The 15,003-nt window shown below is 73.2% G+C and carries 14 protein-coding genes; 6 read left to right on the forward strand and 8 right to left on the reverse strand.

Going from position 1 to position 15,003, the window contains the following annotated elements; genetic code table 11:
* Positions 1 to 26 precede the first annotated feature (26 nt).
* Together QWJ13_RS17475 and asnB are read right to left on the reverse strand one after the other, a co-directional pair.
* Positions 27 to 1,136, reverse strand: coding sequence for a hypothetical protein (locus QWJ13_RS17475; protein ID WP_316525497.1), 1,110 nt, complete (start codon positions 1,134 to 1,136; stop codon positions 27 to 29).
* Positions 1,137 to 1,365: 229 nt separating this feature from the next.
* On the reverse strand, positions 1,366 to 3,216 hold the full coding sequence (gene asnB, locus QWJ13_RS17480) for an asparagine synthase (glutamine-hydrolyzing) (protein ID WP_316525498.1): 1,851 nt from the start codon (positions 3,214 to 3,216) through the stop codon (positions 1,366 to 1,368).
* Between the two features lie 216 nt (positions 3,217 to 3,432).
* Here asnB and QWJ13_RS17485 point away from each other — a divergent pair, with 216 nt between their 5' ends.
* Together QWJ13_RS17485 and glmS are read left to right on the forward strand one after the other, a co-directional pair.
* Complete coding sequence (locus tag QWJ13_RS17485; RefSeq protein ID WP_316525499.1) at positions 3,433 to 3,708, forward strand: hypothetical protein; 276 nt, start codon at positions 3,433 to 3,435, stop codon at positions 3,706 to 3,708.
* 176 nt (positions 3,709 to 3,884) lie between these two features.
* The gene (gene glmS, locus QWJ13_RS17490; RefSeq protein ID WP_316525500.1) at positions 3,885 to 5,711 is read left to right on the forward strand and encodes a glutamine--fructose-6-phosphate transaminase (isomerizing); all 1,827 of its coding nucleotides are present in this window, start codon (positions 3,885 to 3,887) and stop codon (positions 5,709 to 5,711) included.
* 193 nt (positions 5,712 to 5,904) lie between these two features.
* Here the strand turns inward: glmS and QWJ13_RS17495 are convergent, their stop codons facing one another.
* Both QWJ13_RS17495 and QWJ13_RS17500 read right to left on the reverse strand, forming a co-directional pair.
* Complete coding sequence (locus tag QWJ13_RS17495) at positions 5,905 to 6,816, reverse strand: glutaminase (protein WP_316526005.1); 912 nt, start codon at positions 6,814 to 6,816, stop codon at positions 5,905 to 5,907.
* A 165-nt stretch (positions 6,817 to 6,981) separates the two neighbouring features.
* Positions 6,982 to 7,677, reverse strand: coding sequence for a DUF3152 domain-containing protein (locus QWJ13_RS17500; RefSeq protein ID WP_316525502.1), 696 nt, complete (start codon positions 7,675 to 7,677; stop codon positions 6,982 to 6,984).
* A 299-nt stretch (positions 7,678 to 7,976) separates the two neighbouring features.
* Here QWJ13_RS17500 and QWJ13_RS17505 point away from each other — a divergent pair, with 299 nt between their 5' ends.
* Positions 7,977 to 8,216, forward strand: a complete 240-nt coding sequence (locus tag QWJ13_RS17505; protein ID WP_316525503.1) for a heavy-metal-associated domain-containing protein — start codon at positions 7,977 to 7,979, stop codon at positions 8,214 to 8,216.
* A 72-nt stretch (positions 8,217 to 8,288) separates the two neighbouring features.
* On the opposite strand, the gene QWJ13_RS17510 is transcribed toward QWJ13_RS17505, so the two are convergent.
* Positions 8,289 to 8,840: a DinB family protein gene (locus tag QWJ13_RS17510; RefSeq protein WP_316525504.1), complete on the reverse strand. Its 552-nt coding sequence runs from the start codon at positions 8,838 to 8,840 to the stop codon at positions 8,289 to 8,291.
* Positions 8,841 to 8,939: 99 nt separating this feature from the next.
* Here QWJ13_RS17510 and QWJ13_RS17515 point away from each other — a divergent pair, with 99 nt between their 5' ends.
* Positions 8,940 to 9,929, forward strand: a complete 990-nt coding sequence (locus tag QWJ13_RS17515; RefSeq protein ID WP_316525505.1) for a helix-turn-helix transcriptional regulator — start codon at positions 8,940 to 8,942, stop codon at positions 9,927 to 9,929.
* 90 nt (positions 9,930 to 10,019) lie between these two features.
* On the opposite strand, the gene QWJ13_RS17520 is transcribed toward QWJ13_RS17515, so the two are convergent.
* Complete coding sequence (locus QWJ13_RS17520) at positions 10,020 to 11,354, reverse strand: aminotransferase-like domain-containing protein (RefSeq protein WP_316525506.1); 1,335 nt, start codon at positions 11,352 to 11,354, stop codon at positions 10,020 to 10,022.
* Positions 11,355 to 11,504: 150 nt separating this feature from the next.
* On the opposite strand from QWJ13_RS17520, the gene QWJ13_RS17525 reads away from it, so the two are divergent.
* Positions 11,505 to 12,287, forward strand: a complete 783-nt coding sequence (locus QWJ13_RS17525; protein WP_316525507.1) for a crotonase/enoyl-CoA hydratase family protein — start codon at positions 11,505 to 11,507, stop codon at positions 12,285 to 12,287.
* Between the two features lie 308 nt (positions 12,288 to 12,595).
* On the opposite strand, the gene QWJ13_RS17530 is transcribed toward QWJ13_RS17525, so the two are convergent.
* Positions 12,596 to 13,501 carry a LysR family transcriptional regulator gene (locus QWJ13_RS17530; protein ID WP_316525508.1) on the reverse strand — a complete coding sequence of 302 codons (906 nt, stop codon included), beginning with the start codon at positions 13,499 to 13,501 and terminating at the stop codon, positions 12,596 to 12,598.
* 220 nt (positions 13,502 to 13,721) lie between these two features.
* Between QWJ13_RS17530 and QWJ13_RS17535 the strand changes: the two genes are divergently transcribed.
* A complete protein-coding gene (locus tag QWJ13_RS17535; protein WP_316525510.1) occupies positions 13,722 to 14,324 on the forward strand; it encodes an SRPBCC family protein in 603 nt (200 codons plus the stop codon).
* Between the two features lie 123 nt (positions 14,325 to 14,447).
* On the opposite strand, the gene QWJ13_RS17540 is transcribed toward QWJ13_RS17535, so the two are convergent.
* Complete coding sequence (locus QWJ13_RS17540; protein WP_316525511.1) at positions 14,448 to 14,939, reverse strand: HPP family protein; 492 nt, start codon at positions 14,937 to 14,939, stop codon at positions 14,448 to 14,450.
* Positions 14,940 to 15,003 lie beyond the last annotated feature (64 nt).

Here is a 15,003-nt window from a genome sequence, read left to right on the forward strand (position 1 = left end):
CGGGCCCTCATGCCGAGACTGCGGCGTCAGTCCAGTGAGCTGGACAGACCGCTCGCCGAGCGGCAGTAGCCCTGCATCTCCGGGCTGGTGATCTTGCCGCAGAGTCGTCCGGCCGCGCCGCCGTCGGTGTAGTTGACCGTGTAGTAGCTGACCAGGCCCTCGGCGCAGGCCTTGCGCTGCCAGCCGTCGGCGGCGGTGGCGCACTGCTGGGCGGCCCAGTCCTCGCGGTCCAGGTTGTACTTCATGGTGCGCGAGCCGACACCGCGGCTGCAGTCCACCGCCCCGCCGCCGGCCTTGCCGTTGAGGCACCACTTGAGGGCCTCGGCGTAGACCTCGGGGTGGTTGGGGTAGTCGTGCGAGGACAGGTAGAAGGTCGGGGCGTAGAAGAAGCAGGCGGACTGGAACAGGGACGGCTGGTCCTTGCAGGGGTAGAGCGGGTCCTGGGCGAGCTTGTCGGCGGGCAGGTTCGCCTTGGCCTGCTCGTCCTCCTCGTCCGGGCCGAAGAGCTGCATGAACAGGCCCTCGGAGCAGCGGATCCTGTTCTGGTCGGTGGGGAACTTGTTGCACAGGTCGCGCGCCTTGGCGACGTCCTGCTTGACCACGAACATCGTGCCGTGGCCGACGCCGTGGATGCAGGGGCCGGTGTTCTTGGGGGCGCAGAGCTTGAGCAGGTCCGTCTCGGGCTGAGGGGAGGCGTTGAGCATCTCCTCGACCGCGCCGTGCAGGTAGCCGGCCGCGCAGGTCTCGTGCGGGAAGGAGATGACCTTCTGGAAGTCGGCGTTGAACCGCTTGACCGCGGAGTGGCCGAGCTCGTGCGCGATCGGGTGGCAGAAGCGCACGGTGTACGGCTTCTCCTTGGTGATCCTGTCGAGGTCGGCCAGGGCGACGCCGGGGTCGGTGGCGTCCATCTCGGCCATCAGCTTGTTGCGCAGCGTGGAGCGGGTCCACACCGCCGGGTCGCCGCTCGGGGTGGCGCCGGCGGTGCCGACGCCGGCCGCGGCCTGCCGGGCGGCGGGGGCCCCGGGGCCCTGGTCGGCGGTGGCCGCCGCGGGCGACCAGTCGGTGACGGCCACTGACCCCAGGCCCAGGACGCCCAGGAGCAGGGCGGTGAGAATCGCGAAGACTCGCGGCTGCATGAGCGGATCCCCCGGCGGATCGAGGTGAACGTTGTGTCTCTCATCCTGACGGTACGTGAGCGGAATTCCGCGAATTCGTCCGCCATTCGAGAGATGTCGGCGACGCTATCGCACCCGGGAGACCTCCCGGATCGGCGGGATGGTTCCGCGCAATCACCCGGACGGAGTAGGCGCGTTCGGGCGCCGGACCTTGCACCGTTCGGGTGACGGCACCGGCGGTCCGGGCCCCTCACAGCTCCAGCGTCACCCGGTACTCCGTCAGCCAGGCGTCGAAGTCCAGCGCGAGGTCGACGGCCAGCCGGACGGACTGCGGGTCGGTGTCCGGGGCGAGCGCGTCGGCCAGGCGCCGCCGGTCGAGCAGCTCCAGCGCCGGGGAGGTGCGCTCGACGGCGAGCCGGGCGAGCTCGGCGCGCAGCTTCGCCGGGTAGTGCGGGTCGGTGGTGACCGGGTACGGGCTCTTCGCCCGGTCGGCGACCGCGTCCGGCAGCACGTCCCGGACGGCGGCGCGCAGCAGGCTCTTCTCCCGTCCGTCGAAGGACTTCATCGCCCACGGGGTGTTGAAGACGTACTGGACCAGCCGGTGGTCGCAGAACGGCACCCGCACTTCCAGGCCGTTGGCCATGCTCATCCGGTCCTTGCGGTCGAGCAGGATGCAGACGAAACGGGTCAGGTTGAGGTACGAGATCTCGCGCATCCGCCGTTCGAGCGGATCGGCCGCGGGCAGGTGCGGGACCTCGGCGATCGCCTCGCGGTAGCGGGCCCTGCGGTAGCCGTCCAGGTCGAGCTTGCGGAGCAGCCCGGCGTCGAGGAGGTGCTCGCGCGGGGTGGCTCCGCCGCCGGCGATGCCGGTGAGGCCGAGCGCCCAGGGGAAGTCGTCGACGGCGATGGTGGCCGGGTCGTGGAACCAGCGGTAGCCGCCGAACAGCTCGTCCGCGGACTCGCCGGACAGGGCGACGGTGGAGTGCCGGCGCACGCCCCGGAAGAGCAGCAGCAGCGAGGTGTCCATGTCGCCGACGCCGTTCGGCAGGTCGCGGGCGCGCAGCACGACGGAGCGCCGGGACGGGTCGGACAGGTCCTCGGCGGCCAGTTCGACCACGCTGTGGTCGGCACCGACGTGCTCGGCGAGCAGCTGGGCGTACGGGCCGTCCTGGGTCTGCCGGACGTCGCTGGCGTGGAAGTTCTCGCTCTGGCCGGCGAAGCCGACGGAGAAGGAGCGCACCGCCCCGGCTCCGGCGGCGGCCAGCGTCCGGGCGGCGAGCGCGGTGACGGCGCTGGAGTCCAGGCCACCGGAGAGCAGCGAGCACAGCGGCACGTCCGCCTCCAGCTGGCGGTGCACGATGTCCTCCAGCAGGGCCCGGACGGTGGCGACGGTGGCCTCCAGGCTGTCGCGGTGCTCGCGCGCCTCCAGCGCCCAGTAGCGGCGCTGCGTCAGGCCTTCGCGGCGGACCCGCACGACGTGCCCGGGCCGGACCTCGTGGATGTCCCGGTAGGGCGTGAGGCCGGGGGTGCGGGTGTAGCCGAGCAGTTCGCGCAGCCCGTCCAGGTCCACCACCGGGCGCACGGCGGGGTGGGCGAGCAGGGCCTTGACCTCGGAGCCGAAGACCACGCCGTCCGGGGTGCGGTGGTAGTACAGCGGTTTGACGCCCATCCGGTCGCGGATCAGCAGCAGCTCCTCGCGCCGGGTGTCCCAGATCGCGAAGGCGAACATGCCGTTGAGCCGCTCGGCCAGGTGCTCGCCCCACTCCAGGTAGGCGTGCAGCACCACCTCGGTGTCGCTGCGGGTGCGGAAGCGGTGCCCGGCCGCCTCCAGTTCCGCGCGCAGCTCGCGGTGGTTGTAGACCTCGCCGCTGTAGGTGAGCACGGCCAAGGTCCGGCCGTCGTGCTCGACCGTCATCGGCTGGGTGCCGCCGGCGATGTCGATCACCGCGAGCCGGCGGTGGCCGAGCGCGGCGTGCGGCTCCAGGTGCACGCCGCCGGCGTCCGGGCCGCGGCGGACCTGGGTGGCCGTCATCGCCTCCAGGACGGTCCGTTCGGCGGTGAGGTCGCGCTCGAACGCGACCCATCCGGTGATCCCGCACATCCGCAAGCCTCCGGTCTTCCGCTTCGTGTTCAGGAGGTCACGCTACGTGCGGAGTTGGCGCCGCTTCAAGGGGCTTTCGAGAACGAGGGTGAACGGGTGGGTGATCGGCGGTCGAATGTGAAGGCGGGGTGAATCTAGACTGATAGTCGTAATGTCTGCCCGATTTCGGGCAGAAACTTTGGCTTCGGCGGGCGGCCCGACCTAGGCTCCTGGTTCGTGCCGAGCTCATCCCATCCCCACGAAGACCTCCTCGCCCACCTCACCCGGACCAGCCCGCTCGGGCCCCGGGAGGCGGCGCGGGTCGTGGCCGAGGTGCTGGCGTACTTCTCCGAGAGCACCGAGGAGTACGTGCGCCGTCGCCACACCGAGCTCCAGGCGCGCGGTCTGACCAACGAGCGGATCTTCGCCCGGCTGGCCGAGGAGCTGCCGCAGCGCCGGGTCGCGGCGCCGGAGCTCTCGGCCCGCCAGTTGCGGCGGATGGTCTACGGCTGAGCGCCGATCCCCGGCCTTCGGCGGATCTCGACCGCCCTCGATCGATTCCGACCGCTTCTGGTGCCAATCGACACCGCTTGGTGTCGCTCGGCGCCGTCCGATGGTGCCCGGCCCTGCTCGGCAGTGTTCGGAAACGGTCGTCCATGTTCGTCAACGTTCGACAGAGGAGTCCACGCATGTGCGGAATCGTGGCCTACATCGGCCCCAAGGACGCGACCCCCTTCCTGCTGGAGGGGTTGGCGCGGCTGGAGTACCGCGGCTACGACTCGGCCGGCGTCGCCGTCACCGGACGCAGCGGCGGCATCAAGCTCCGCAAGGTGAAGGGCCGGGTCGCCGACCTGGCCGCCGCCGTGCCGGCCCGGTTCAAGGGCACCACCGGCATCGGCCACACCCGCTGGGCCACCCACGGCGTGCCCAGCGACGCCAACGCGCACCCGCACCTGGACAACGCCGAGCGGATCGCCGTCGTCCACAACGGCATCATCGAGAACGCCGACGAGCTGCGCGCCAAGCTCACCGCCGACGGCGCCGTGTTCCGCTCCGAGACCGACACCGAGGTCCTCGCCCACCTGATCGCCGCGCACGTCGCCGAGGGCGTCGAGCTGGAGGACGCGGTGCGCGCCGCGCTCGGCCGGGTGGTCGGCACCTACGGCATCGCGGTGCTCGACGCCGAGCAGCCGGACCGGATCGTGGTCGCCCGCAACGGCAGCCCGATCGTGCTGGGCATCGGCGAGAAGGAGATGTTCGCCGCCTCGGACGTCTCCGCGCTGGTCCGCTACACCCGCCAGGTCGTCCACCTGGAGGACGGCGAGCTGGCCACCGTCCGGGCCGACGGCTTCCGCACCTTCACCGAGGACGCCCGCACCACCCACCGCCAGCCGTCCACCGTGGACTGGGAGGTCGACTCCTACGACACCGGCGGCTACGAGCACTTCCTGCTCAAGGAGATCCACGAGCAGCCCGGCTCGGTCGAGCGCACGCTGAGCGGCCGGCTCGACGAGCGCTTCGCCACCGCGCACCTGGGCGGCCTCAACCTGGACGCCCGGGAGCTGCGCGAGATCCGCCGGGTGAAGATCCTCGGCTGCGGATCGGCCTACTACGCGGGCGAGATGGGCGCGCAGCTGATCGAGGAGCTGGCCCGGATCCCCGCGCACAGCGAGCCGGCCTCGGAGTTCCGCTACCGCAACCCGGTGATCGAGGCGGACACCCTGTACGTCGCGGTCAGCCAGTCCGGCGAGACCTACGACACGCTGGCCGCCGTCCAGGAGATCAAGCGCAAGGGCGGCCGGGTGCTCGGCGTCGTCAACACCGTGGGCAGCGCGATCGCCCGGGAGTGCGACGGCGGCATCTATCTGCACGCCGGTCCCGAGGTCTCGGTCGCCTCCACCAAGGCGTTCACCTCCACCGTGGTCGCCTTCGCGCTGCTCGCCCTGCACTTCGGGCGCATCCACGACCTGTCGCCCGCCGACGGGCGCCGGATCGTCTCGGCGCTCCAGGCGCTGCCGGACCAGATCCGCGAGGTGCTGGAGCAGAGCGAGTCGATCGCCGAACTCGCCGCCGAGTACGCCGAGTCGGCCGGCATGATGTTCATCGGCCGGGTGCGCGGATTCCCGGTGGCCCGCGAAGGCGCGCAGAAGCTCAAGGAGATCTCCTACGTGCACGCCGAGGCCTACCCGGCGAGCGAGCTCAAGCACGGCCCGCTGGCGCTGATCAGCCCCGAACTGCCCACCCTGGCACTGGTTCCGGACGACGAGCTGCTGGACAAGAACCTGACCACGCTGGGCGAGATCAAGGCCCGCTCGGGGCGGGTCATCGCGGTCGGCCACCGCCGACCGGAGGAGAAGCTCGCGGACCACTTCATCCTGGTGCCGAAGAGCGAGCCGGAGCTGGACCCGCTGCTGCTCAACATCCCGCTCCAGCTGCTGGCCTACCACGCCGCCGTCGCCCTCGGACGGGACGTGGACAAGCCGCGCAACCTGGCGAAGAGCGTGACGGTGGAGTAGCCGTCACCGCTGGAACCACCGGGTCCCGGTCGCTGTGCGGACGGCCGGGGCCCGGTTCCGGCTGGACGGCCCCTTGGGCTCGGGCTCGTCGGAGCCGTTCGATCGGCGCCGCGTGGCCCGGATCCTCGTGGTTCACGCCGCTGTGAAGGCCAAGTCGCCTGGCGGGCAACCTGGTCGGCCCGCTGCGAGTCGGTCAGAAGACGGAACAGCCGGAGAGCGTGGTCAGGGTGTCCAGGGCGGCGACGGCGGCGACGGAGTTGCCGGCCTGGTCCAGGCGCGGGCCCCAGGCGCAGACGGCCGCGCGGCCGGGGAGTATCGCGAGGATGCCGCCGCCGACGCCGCTCTTGCCGGGCAGGCCGACCCGGAAGGCGAACTCGCCGGCGGCGTCGTAGGTGCCGCAGGTGAGCAGGACGGCGTTGATCCGCTTGGCCTCGCTGCGGGACATCAGCCGGGTGCCGTCGGCCCGCACGCCGTAGCGGGCGAGGAAGGAGCCGGCCAGCACCAGGTCACGGCAGCTGGTGGCGATGGCGCAGTGCGCGTAGTAGTGCTCCAGGACGGTCTCGACCGGGTTCTCCAGGTTGCCGTGGCTCGCGATGAAGTGGGCCAACGCGGCGTTGCGGTGGCCGTGTTCGGCCTCGGAGGAGGCGACCACCCGGTCGGTGTCGAGGGTCGGGTTGCCGGACTCGCGGCGCAGGAACTCCCGTACCGCGCCGGAGGCGTCGCCGGTCATGGTGTGGAGGCGGTCGGTGACCACCAGGGCGCCCGCGTTGATGAACGGGTTGCGCGGGATGCCGTGCTCGGTCTCCAGCTGCACCAGGGAGTTGAACGGGTTGCCGGACGGCTCGCGGCCCACGCCCTGCCAGAGCGCGTCGCCGCCGTAGGCCACCGCGAGGGCGAGCGAGAACAGCTTCGAGACGCTCTGGACGGAGAACGGCTGCTCCCAGTCCCCGACGCCGTACAGCTCCCCGTCCACGGTGGCGACGGCCATGCCGAAGGCCTCCGGGTCGGCGGTGGCGAGGGCCGGGATGTAGTCGGCGACCCGACCCCGGCCCGCGGTCGCCCGGGCGGCCGCCTCGGCGGCCTCCAGCAGCACCGGCCAGTCCAGGATCTCCCCGCCGGTCACACCGTTCAACGCTCTTCCTCCACCGGCACCGACTGCGGACACGACCATGACCGGGCGCGCGGTGCGGCTGCGTCCGGTCCGACCAGGATTATCCGTGTTTCGGGTGGGTGCTCCGACAGGCGGGGGGCCTCGCGGCGCGGAGATCGGCTACGGGGCGCTGGTGGGGGCCTGGACGGGCGGGCCGGTGAGCAGGGTGCCGGCGTCCGAGTACGGGTGGCCGTTGGGGACGCAGCCGTGCAGCCCCTTGATCTGCTGCATCATGACCGGCGCCGGGGCGCCCGGGCCCGGGCAGTCGACGTGGCCGTTGCCGAGGATGTGGCCGACCTCGTGGTTGACGGCCAGCGCGTGGTACAGCTCGGGCCGGCCCAGGTAGAACTCGGACAGCTCGGTCCAGCGCGTGAGGTTGATGACCACCTGGTGGGTGACGCCGCAGTTCACCCGGCCGCCGGTGTCCAGCCCGTACTGGCCGCAGATCCGGTCGGTGGACTTCGGGGTGGCCAGGTAGACGGTGAAGTCCACCGGGTCGGCGGCCATCCGCTGGAACGAGACCGTGCCGTCGGCGGCCCAGCCGTGCCGGACGTCGCCGAGGATCGCGTCCACCTCGGCGGCGAACCGCTCCGGGCTCTCCGCGATGCCGTTCTCCACCCGCACCTTGTAGCGGTACAGGTGCTCACCGGTGCCGAAGCGGGCGGAGCCGCCGGACGCGGTGGTGAACGCCAGCCGGTCGCTCTGGTCGCTCCACGGCTGCCACCAGAGCAGCCCGGCGGTCAGGGCGGCGACCAGCGCGACGGCGAGCGCGCCCAGCAGGGGCTTCCGGCGGCGCAGCCGCGCGAGTGCCCTCAACGGCCGGCTCCGGTCGGGGCCGGGTGCGCGTGGGGTTCCAGGGGGTGGGGCATGGCGGAAGGGCTCCAGGTCGGGCGAAGGGTTCTACCCGGAGGGACGCGTCGGGGCGGGGCGCCGGTTCAGGGCGTGTCCGACGTCACGGCGCGGCTCCTGTCGGACGGGTGGCCCGGCCGGTTCCCGGAACCGCTCGATGGTGTCACCCGCGCGGCGTGTCCCTGGGGCCCGGCGCCGGATTCGGGTGGGGTGGTGCGGGTCGAACCCTTTTCGCACCCACCCGCAACGCCATCGGAGGCACCGCCATGTCCACTTCCGCCGGATTCACCGCCGCCTTCACCACCGCCTTCACCGTCGCCGGCATGAGCTGCGGTCACTGCGAGCGGACGGTCAGCGCCGGGCTCGCCGCCCTGCCCGGCGTCACCGACGTCAGCGCGGACGCGCCGAGCGGCCGGGTCACCGTGGCCTCGGCACAGCCGCTGGACGAGGAGGCGGTGCGCGGTGCGGTGGACGACGCCGGGTTCACCTTCGTGGGCCGGGCCTGACGCTCGGCCGGTCGCGCGGTCGCCTCGGGGTCCCGTCGGTGCCGGCCGAAGGGACCCCGGGGCCCGTCCGGCTCAGCCCATGCTCTTCGCGCCGTCCAGGCACTCGCGGACGATGTCGGCGTGGCCCGCGTGCTGGGCGGTCTCGCTGATGATGTGCAGCAGCACCTGGCGGGCCGACCACGTGGCCTCCGGATCGGACCAGGGGGCCTTCGGCAGCAGCTGGGTGACGTCCAGGTCGGGGATCGCGGCCACCAGCTCGTCGGTGCGCCGGGTCACCTCGGCGTACGCGGCGAGGACGCCGGCCAGCGTCTCCCCGGGCAGCATCCGGAACTCCTCGGCGCGGCGGGCGAAGTCCTCCTCCGTCCAGCGGGTGAAGTCGGGCATCGCGGACGCGCCCCGCACGAGGAACTCCGCCCAGAGCCGCTCGACGCTGGTCACGTGCTTGATCAGGCCGCCCACGCACAGTTCGCTCGCGCAGGTCCGCAGACCGGCCTGCGCGTCGGTGAGGCCGCGGGCGGTGAAGCGCAGGAAGTGCCGCTGCTTCTCCAGGGCGGCCAGGAGGTCGGCGCGCTCGCCGGTGAGCCCGGCGGGGGTGGTGCTGGTGGTGACGGTCGCGCTGGTCATGGCTGCGGCCCTTCGTTCGGTTCCCGCTCCTTCGGACAAGAACAACGCTACGCAGCATTGCGGCCACTTCCTGTCCTGAATCCCGGGGAGAATCGACGCATGGCCAACACCAGCACCCGAACGCTGCGACTGCTCTCCCTGCTCCAGACCCACCGGTACTGGCCCGGCGACGAACTGGCCGACCGGCTCGGCGTCTCCGTGCGCACCCTGCGCCGCGACATCGACCGGCTGCGCGAACTCGGCTACCCCGTCGAAGCGCAGCGCGGCGTCGACGGCGGCTACCAGCTGGCGGCGGGCGCGGCGCTGCCGCCGCTGGTGATCGACGACGAGGAGGCGGTGGCCCTCACGGTGGGCCTGCAAGCGGCGGCCGAAAGCCCGGTGGAAGGGGTCGCCGAGGCCTCGGTGCGGGTGCTGGCCAAGGTGGTCCAGGTGATGCCGGCCCGGCTGCGCCGCCGGGTGGAGGCGCTGCGCGCGATGACCGTCCCGGTGGACTGGGGCACGCCGACGGGCGGGGGTGTCGACCCGGACGCCTTGACGGTGGTGGCGCTCGCCTGCCGGGACGGCGAACGGGTGCGGTTCTCGTACACCGCCGCCGACGGGAGCGGCACGGAACGGCACGTCGAACCGCACCGGCTGGTCTGCCTGGACCGCCGCTGGTACCTGGTCGCGTACGACCTCGGCCGGGCCGACTGGCGCAGCTTCCGCCTCGACCGCCTCACCGCACCCGTCGGCAGCGGCACCCGCTTCGCCCCGCGCAGCCTCCCGGCCCCCGACGCGGCGGAGTTCGTCCGTGCGGGCCTCAAGGGCATGCCCCGTCCCCACGCGGTGGAGGCCCTGGTGGAGGCCCCAGCCGACCACGTCCGGGCCCGCGTCGGCCGCTGGGGCGACGTGGAGCCCGTGACCGAGCACCGCTGCCGCCTCCGGATGACCGCCGACTCCCTCGATTGGCCCGCCATGGCCCTCGGCTCCCTCGGCGCCGAGTTCCAGGTCCTCGCCCCGCCCGCCCTGCGGGCACTCCTCATGGAGTGGAGCACCCGCTTCGCCCGCGCGGCGGGGGAGGAGCGGGAAGTCGGCCGGGCCGACTTTTGACGCGGCCGCCCTGGCCGGGCTGGTGCTGGTGCTGGTGATGCGTGAGAAGTCGGCGGGGCCGACTTCCGGGGCAGCCCTGGCCGGAGGTGGTCAGGGGGCGATGGCTTCGAGGGCGGTGCGGAGGCGGGTGAGGGTGGCGGGGAGGGCGGGGAGTGGGGGCGTGGCGAGGGCGAGGCGGAGGGCGTTGGGGTGGTGGGGGGTGGTGGCGAAGGCGTCGGCGGTGGAGATCAGGATGCCCTCGGCGGCCAGGGCGGCGGCCGCGTGGTCGGGGCGTTGGTGGGGTTCGAGGGTGAGCCAGACGATGTACGAGGTGGGGTGGGCGGTGGTGGTCAGGCCGGCGAGGGCGGTGCGGGCGATGGACTGGCGGGCGGCCGCGTCCGTGCGGCGTTCCCGTTCCAGGCGGGCGACCGTGCCGTCGGTGAGCCAGCCGGTGGCGAGGGCGGTGATCAGGCCCGGGGCGCCCCACGCGGCGGTGCGCAGGCCGGTGGTGGCGGCGCGGAGCAGGCGGTCGGGCAGGACGGCGAAGCCGAACCGCAGGCCCGGGGCCACGCTCTTGGAGAGGCCGGCCACGTAGCAGGTGCGCTCCGGGGCCAGCGCGTGCAGCGGTGGGGGCGGTGCGGCCTCCAGGAAGGCATAGGTGCCGTCCTCGATCAGGGTGAAGCCGTGCCGGGCCGCGAGGTCGACGAGGCGCCGGCGCCGCGCCCGGTCGAGCACCCAGCCGAGCGGGTTGTGGACGGTCGGTTGGGTGTACACCGCCCGGACCGGACGGCTTCGGCAGAGCCGGTCGAGCGCGTCGAGGTCCGGGCCGGCGGCGGCGACCGGGACGGGCGCCAGGTCCAGCCCGTGGGCGGCGGCGAGCAGTTTGATGTCCGGGTAGCCGAGCGCGTCCGCGGCGAGGACGTCCCCGGGGCGGGTCAGCGCGCGCAGGACGCAGTCCAGGGCCTGCTGCGCCCCGCTGGTCAGCAGGACGTTCTCGGGTGCGGTGTCGATGCCGCGGTCCAGCAGGTGGGTGGCGACCGCGGCCCGGTCGTGCCGGTGGCCGCCCGGCGGGTGCTGGCGCAGCAGGGCCTCGGCGTCGCCGGAGGAGGCGAGCGCGCGCAGGGCCTGCCGCAGCCGGCCGTCCTGCCCGGGGGAGAGGGGCTGGTTGAAGGAGAGGTCGGCCACCCGGGGCACCGGAAGCGCGCGGGAGGGCTCGATGCCGTCGTAGCCGGCCCGCAGCCGGACGAAGGTGCCGCGGCCCTGCTCGCCCACCACCAGTCCGGCGGCGGCCAGTTCGGCGTAGACCCGGGTCGCGGTGGCGAGGGCGATCCGCCGTTCCCGGGCGAGGGTGCGATGGGTCGGCAGCCGGGTGCCGGCCGGGAGGGCGCCGGAGCGGATCGCGGTCGCGTACTCGTCGACGATGGCCTTGTAGGAGGGCGGTCGCACGGGGTCACCTGCCGTTCCTGGGGTGGTGGCGCGCACCCGGGCGCACGGGCGTGCTCCGGAGTGTATCCAGGACAATAACTGGATTGTCCTGGGCGGCTGTTCCTAGCCTCGTGACGTCCGGCAGCGAGGCCAGGAACGGAGCACACGCCCATGACCATCCGCAGCGAGCGGGACCAGCACGTCGTCACCCTCACCATCGACCGGGAGAAGAAGCTCAACGCCCTCGACCATCCGACGATCGACGCGCTGCTCGCCGAATTCGACCGGATCGACGCCGACGACACCGTCCGCGCCGTGATCCTCACCGGGGCAGGCGAGCGGGCGTTCAGCGCGGGCGCCGACATCCCCTCCCTCGCGGCCAGCATCGCGGGCGGGCCGGAGCGGGCGCTGCGCGAGTTCGTCCGGCGCGGGCACACCCTCACCCGGCGGATCGAGGAGTTCCCCAAGCCGGTCATCGTGTCCGTCAACGGCCTTGCGTACGGCGGTGGTTGCGAGATCACCGAGGCCGCCCCGCTGGCCGTCGCGGCCGAGCACGCGCGCTTCGCCAAGCCGGAGATCTCGCTCGGCTTCCCGCCGCCCTTCGGCGGCTCGCAGCGGCTGCCGCGCCATGTCGGCCGCAAGCGCGGCCTGGAGATGATCCTCACCGGTGACCCGATCCCGGCCGCCCGCGCCGCCGAGATCGGCCTGGTCAACTCCGTGGTTCCGGCCGGTGAACTCCTGGACGCCGCGCGGGACTTGGCCGAACGGATCATCCGGCACGCGCCGAGCGCCGTGGCCGCCTGCCTGCGGGCGGTGACCCGGGGCATCAACCTGCCGATCGACGAGGGGCTCGCGGTGGAGGCGGCGGCCTTCGCGGCGACCGTGCCGACCGAGGGTGTCCGGGACGGGATCCGGCGCTTCCTGGAGCGCTCGTCCGACCGCCCATCCTCCTGAGGCGGCACGGGACATGGCATTGCCCGGGGCGGCCGGGGGAGTGATCATGGCGGGGTGTCCGATCTGCTCGCGGGGGTGACCGCCTTCCGTGCCGCCTTCGCCCGCCGCCAGGCGGCGGGGTGGGAGCGGGAGAGCGTGGTCGTCATGGCCCGTTCGACGGATGGCTGTGTGCGTCCGGAACGACCCGCGCTGCCGCGGAGTTGAGCGAGACTCGGGAGGCGGTGCTGCGCCGGCAGAGATCGGGCACAGCCACGCGTTCCACGGCCGGTGAGGGCCGGGGCAACGGGGGGGGGGCGGACGGATCGGGGTCAGGCCGCCGGTGGCGTGTCGCGGCCGCAGTGGGCGGCGACGGTGTCGGCGAAGGCGCGGGAGAGCGGGCAGAGGTTCTCCCAGTCCCGGACGGCCCAGCCCGCGGTGAGGGCGGGCAGGTCGGGCAGTGGGAGCAGCCGCAGGCCGGGGTGGCCGGGGCCGCGCCACTGCGGCAGGGCCGGGACGACGGCGTGGCCGAGGCCGAGTTCGGCGAGCAGGATCGCGGTGTCCCAGTCCGCGACGCCGGTGTCGAAGACCGGCCGGATGCCCGACTTCCCCAGCCAGGCTTCGAGTTGGGAGCGGGAGACGGAGTTCTGCGGCAGCCCGATCAGCCGGGCCTGCTGGAGGTCGGCGGGCTCGATCCGGGTGCGGCCCGCGAGCGGGTCGCCCGCCGCCACCGCGAGTACCCAGGGCAGGTCCACCACCGGCCGCTGGTCGATGCCCCGGGCCGGGACGCCGAGGGTGATCCAGGCGAGGTCGACCCGGCCGGCGTTGAGCGACTCCAGGCAGCTGCGGCTGGAGACCTCGGTCTGGAACTCCAGGCTGACCAGCGGGAAGCGGCGCCGGAAGTCCACCACGGCCGCGGACATGAAGTGCCGGATGCTGGTGGCGCCGGTGGTGATCCGTACGGATCCGCCCTCGCCGCGGGAGAGTTCGGTGATCCGGTGCAGCGCGTGGTCGATGCTGCCGAGGCCGGCCGCGACCGCCGTGCGCAGCAGGTTCCCCGCCTTGGTGGGCACGACCCCGCGCGGATGCCGCTCGATCAGGGCGAGCCCGACCTCCCGTTCGAGCCGCTTCACGTGCTGACTGACCGCGGACTGGGTGCAGTTCAGGTCGCGGGCGACGGCGCTGAGCGAGCCGGCCCGGCAGACCGCGGCGAAGACGCGGAGATCGTCGATGGTCACGGAGACCCACGGTAGCGGAGACCCAAGGTTTTGCTTGGAGATTTCCCAGCAAATCGGCGGATTGACTTGGGTGTTGTGAGGGATCGATCATCGATTCCGGGCCCAGGGCGGCAACCCGCCCGCAACCTTCGCGGCGTTCCGGACGCTGGAGCGGGGTGCGGGCGGGTGTCGACCCGCATCGATGCGAAGAGCTGTGACGTGCGACGGAAGGGGAACGGGCATGCGGTACGCCGACGGTCCGGGGGCGCGGTGCGAGGTGTTCGTCGCGGCGCCCATGGAGCGGGTGTGGGAGCTGGTGACGGACATCGGCCTGCCCGCCCGGCTCAGCCCGGAACTCCACCGCGTCGCCTGGCTGGACGGCGCGCGTGGCCCCGCGGTGGGCGCCCGTTTCGAGGGGCACAACCGCCGCGAGAACATGCCCGACTGGCGGACGGTCTGCGAGATCACCGAGCTGACCGAGCCCACCGAGCCGACCGAGAGCGCTGAGCCGGCCGGGAGCGCCGACCCGGCCGGCCCCCGCGCCTTCGCCTGGGGCGTGATGGACGCGGACGGCCGCTACGGCGAGCCGGTGTCCGACCTCGCGGGCGCGCTGGCCCGGTGGCGCTTCGAGCTGCTCCCCGAGGGCGGCGGCACCCGGCTGCGCCAGTCCGTGGCGATCGGCCCGGGACGCAGCGGCCCCAGCCTGTTCATCGATGCCGAGCCGGAGCTGGAGGAGAAGATCGTCGACTTCCGGCTGAACGAGCTGCGCACCGGCATGGCGGCGACTCTCGAAGGCATCAAGTCGCTGGCCGAGCAAGGGGACCGGTCCGGCTCCGAGCACTGAGCCCCCCCGTACGCCCGGGTCACTCCGGCGGAACGGACGACGGCCGGGTCATCCGATCGGATGACCCGGCCGTCGGCGATCGGCGGGAGAGTGGAGAGCGCCGGTCGTCAGGGCGTGACCGGCCTACCAGGACACCGGGTAGCGGACCGGGTGTCCGCCTATCCGGCCGGGCAGCAGGCCGATCATGACCAGCAGGCCGGTGGCCAGCACGAGCAGCGGGAGGAAGGGCACCGGGTGCGGCGCCTGGAGGACCACGATCACCGCGGTGGCCGCGGCAGGGGAGTGGGGGAGGTGGGTGAGCATCATGGCGCCCAGTGAGAGCCCGGCGGCGACGGCCGCGCCCCAGGTGCTGCTGCCGATGACGGCCAGGGTGGCGTAGCCGATCAGGGCCGACATCAGGTGTCCGGCGATCAGGTTGCGCGGCTGCGAGATCGGCAGCCCGGGTGCGCCGTGCACCAGCGCGGCGCTGGCGGCGAGCGGCGGGATCAGCAGCGGTTGGTCGAGCAGTACGCCCACGCCTACCAGAAGGAGCAGGGCGCCGATGGCGAAGACTGTGGCCCGCAGGGCGTGCAGCGGGTGCGGTCTGGGCGTGGCGGCGGGCGGGGGCGTGGACATGTATGAGCGACTCCGGGCAGGGGACGGGGACCCGGAGATGATAAACAAACTGGTGATCGAAAGG

Source organism: Kitasatospora brasiliensis (assembly GCF_032654805.1).
GTDB lineage: Bacteria > Actinomycetota > Actinomycetes > Streptomycetales > Streptomycetaceae > Kitasatospora > Kitasatospora brasiliensis.

Excerpts from the sequence above, each read along its gene's own strand:
- QWJ13_RS17475 (WP_316525497.1), bottom strand. The coding sequence starts at position 1,136 with ATGCAGCCGCGAGTCTTCGCGATTCTCACCGCCCTGCTCCTGGGCGTC.
- asnB (WP_316525498.1), bottom strand. The coding sequence starts at position 3,216 with ATGTGCGGGATCACCGGATGGGTCGCGTTCGAGCGCGACCTCACCGCC.
- glmS (WP_316525500.1), top strand. The coding sequence starts at position 3,885 with ATGTGCGGAATCGTGGCCTACATCGGCCCCAAGGACGCGACCCCCTTC.
- QWJ13_RS17505 (WP_316525503.1), top strand. The coding sequence starts at position 7,977 with ATGTCCACTTCCGCCGGATTCACCGCCGCCTTCACCACCGCCTTCACC.
- QWJ13_RS17510 (WP_316525504.1), bottom strand. The coding sequence starts at position 8,840 with ATGACCAGCGCGACCGTCACCACCAGCACCACCCCCGCCGGGCTCACC.
- QWJ13_RS17515 (WP_316525505.1), top strand. The coding sequence starts at position 8,940 with ATGGCCAACACCAGCACCCGAACGCTGCGACTGCTCTCCCTGCTCCAG.
- QWJ13_RS17525 (WP_316525507.1), top strand. The coding sequence starts at position 11,505 with ATGACCATCCGCAGCGAGCGGGACCAGCACGTCGTCACCCTCACCATC.
- QWJ13_RS17535 (WP_316525510.1), top strand. The coding sequence starts at position 13,722 with ATGCGGTACGCCGACGGTCCGGGGGCGCGGTGCGAGGTGTTCGTCGCG.
- QWJ13_RS17540 (WP_316525511.1), bottom strand. The coding sequence starts at position 14,939 with ATGTCCACGCCCCCGCCCGCCGCCACGCCCAGACCGCACCCGCTGCAC.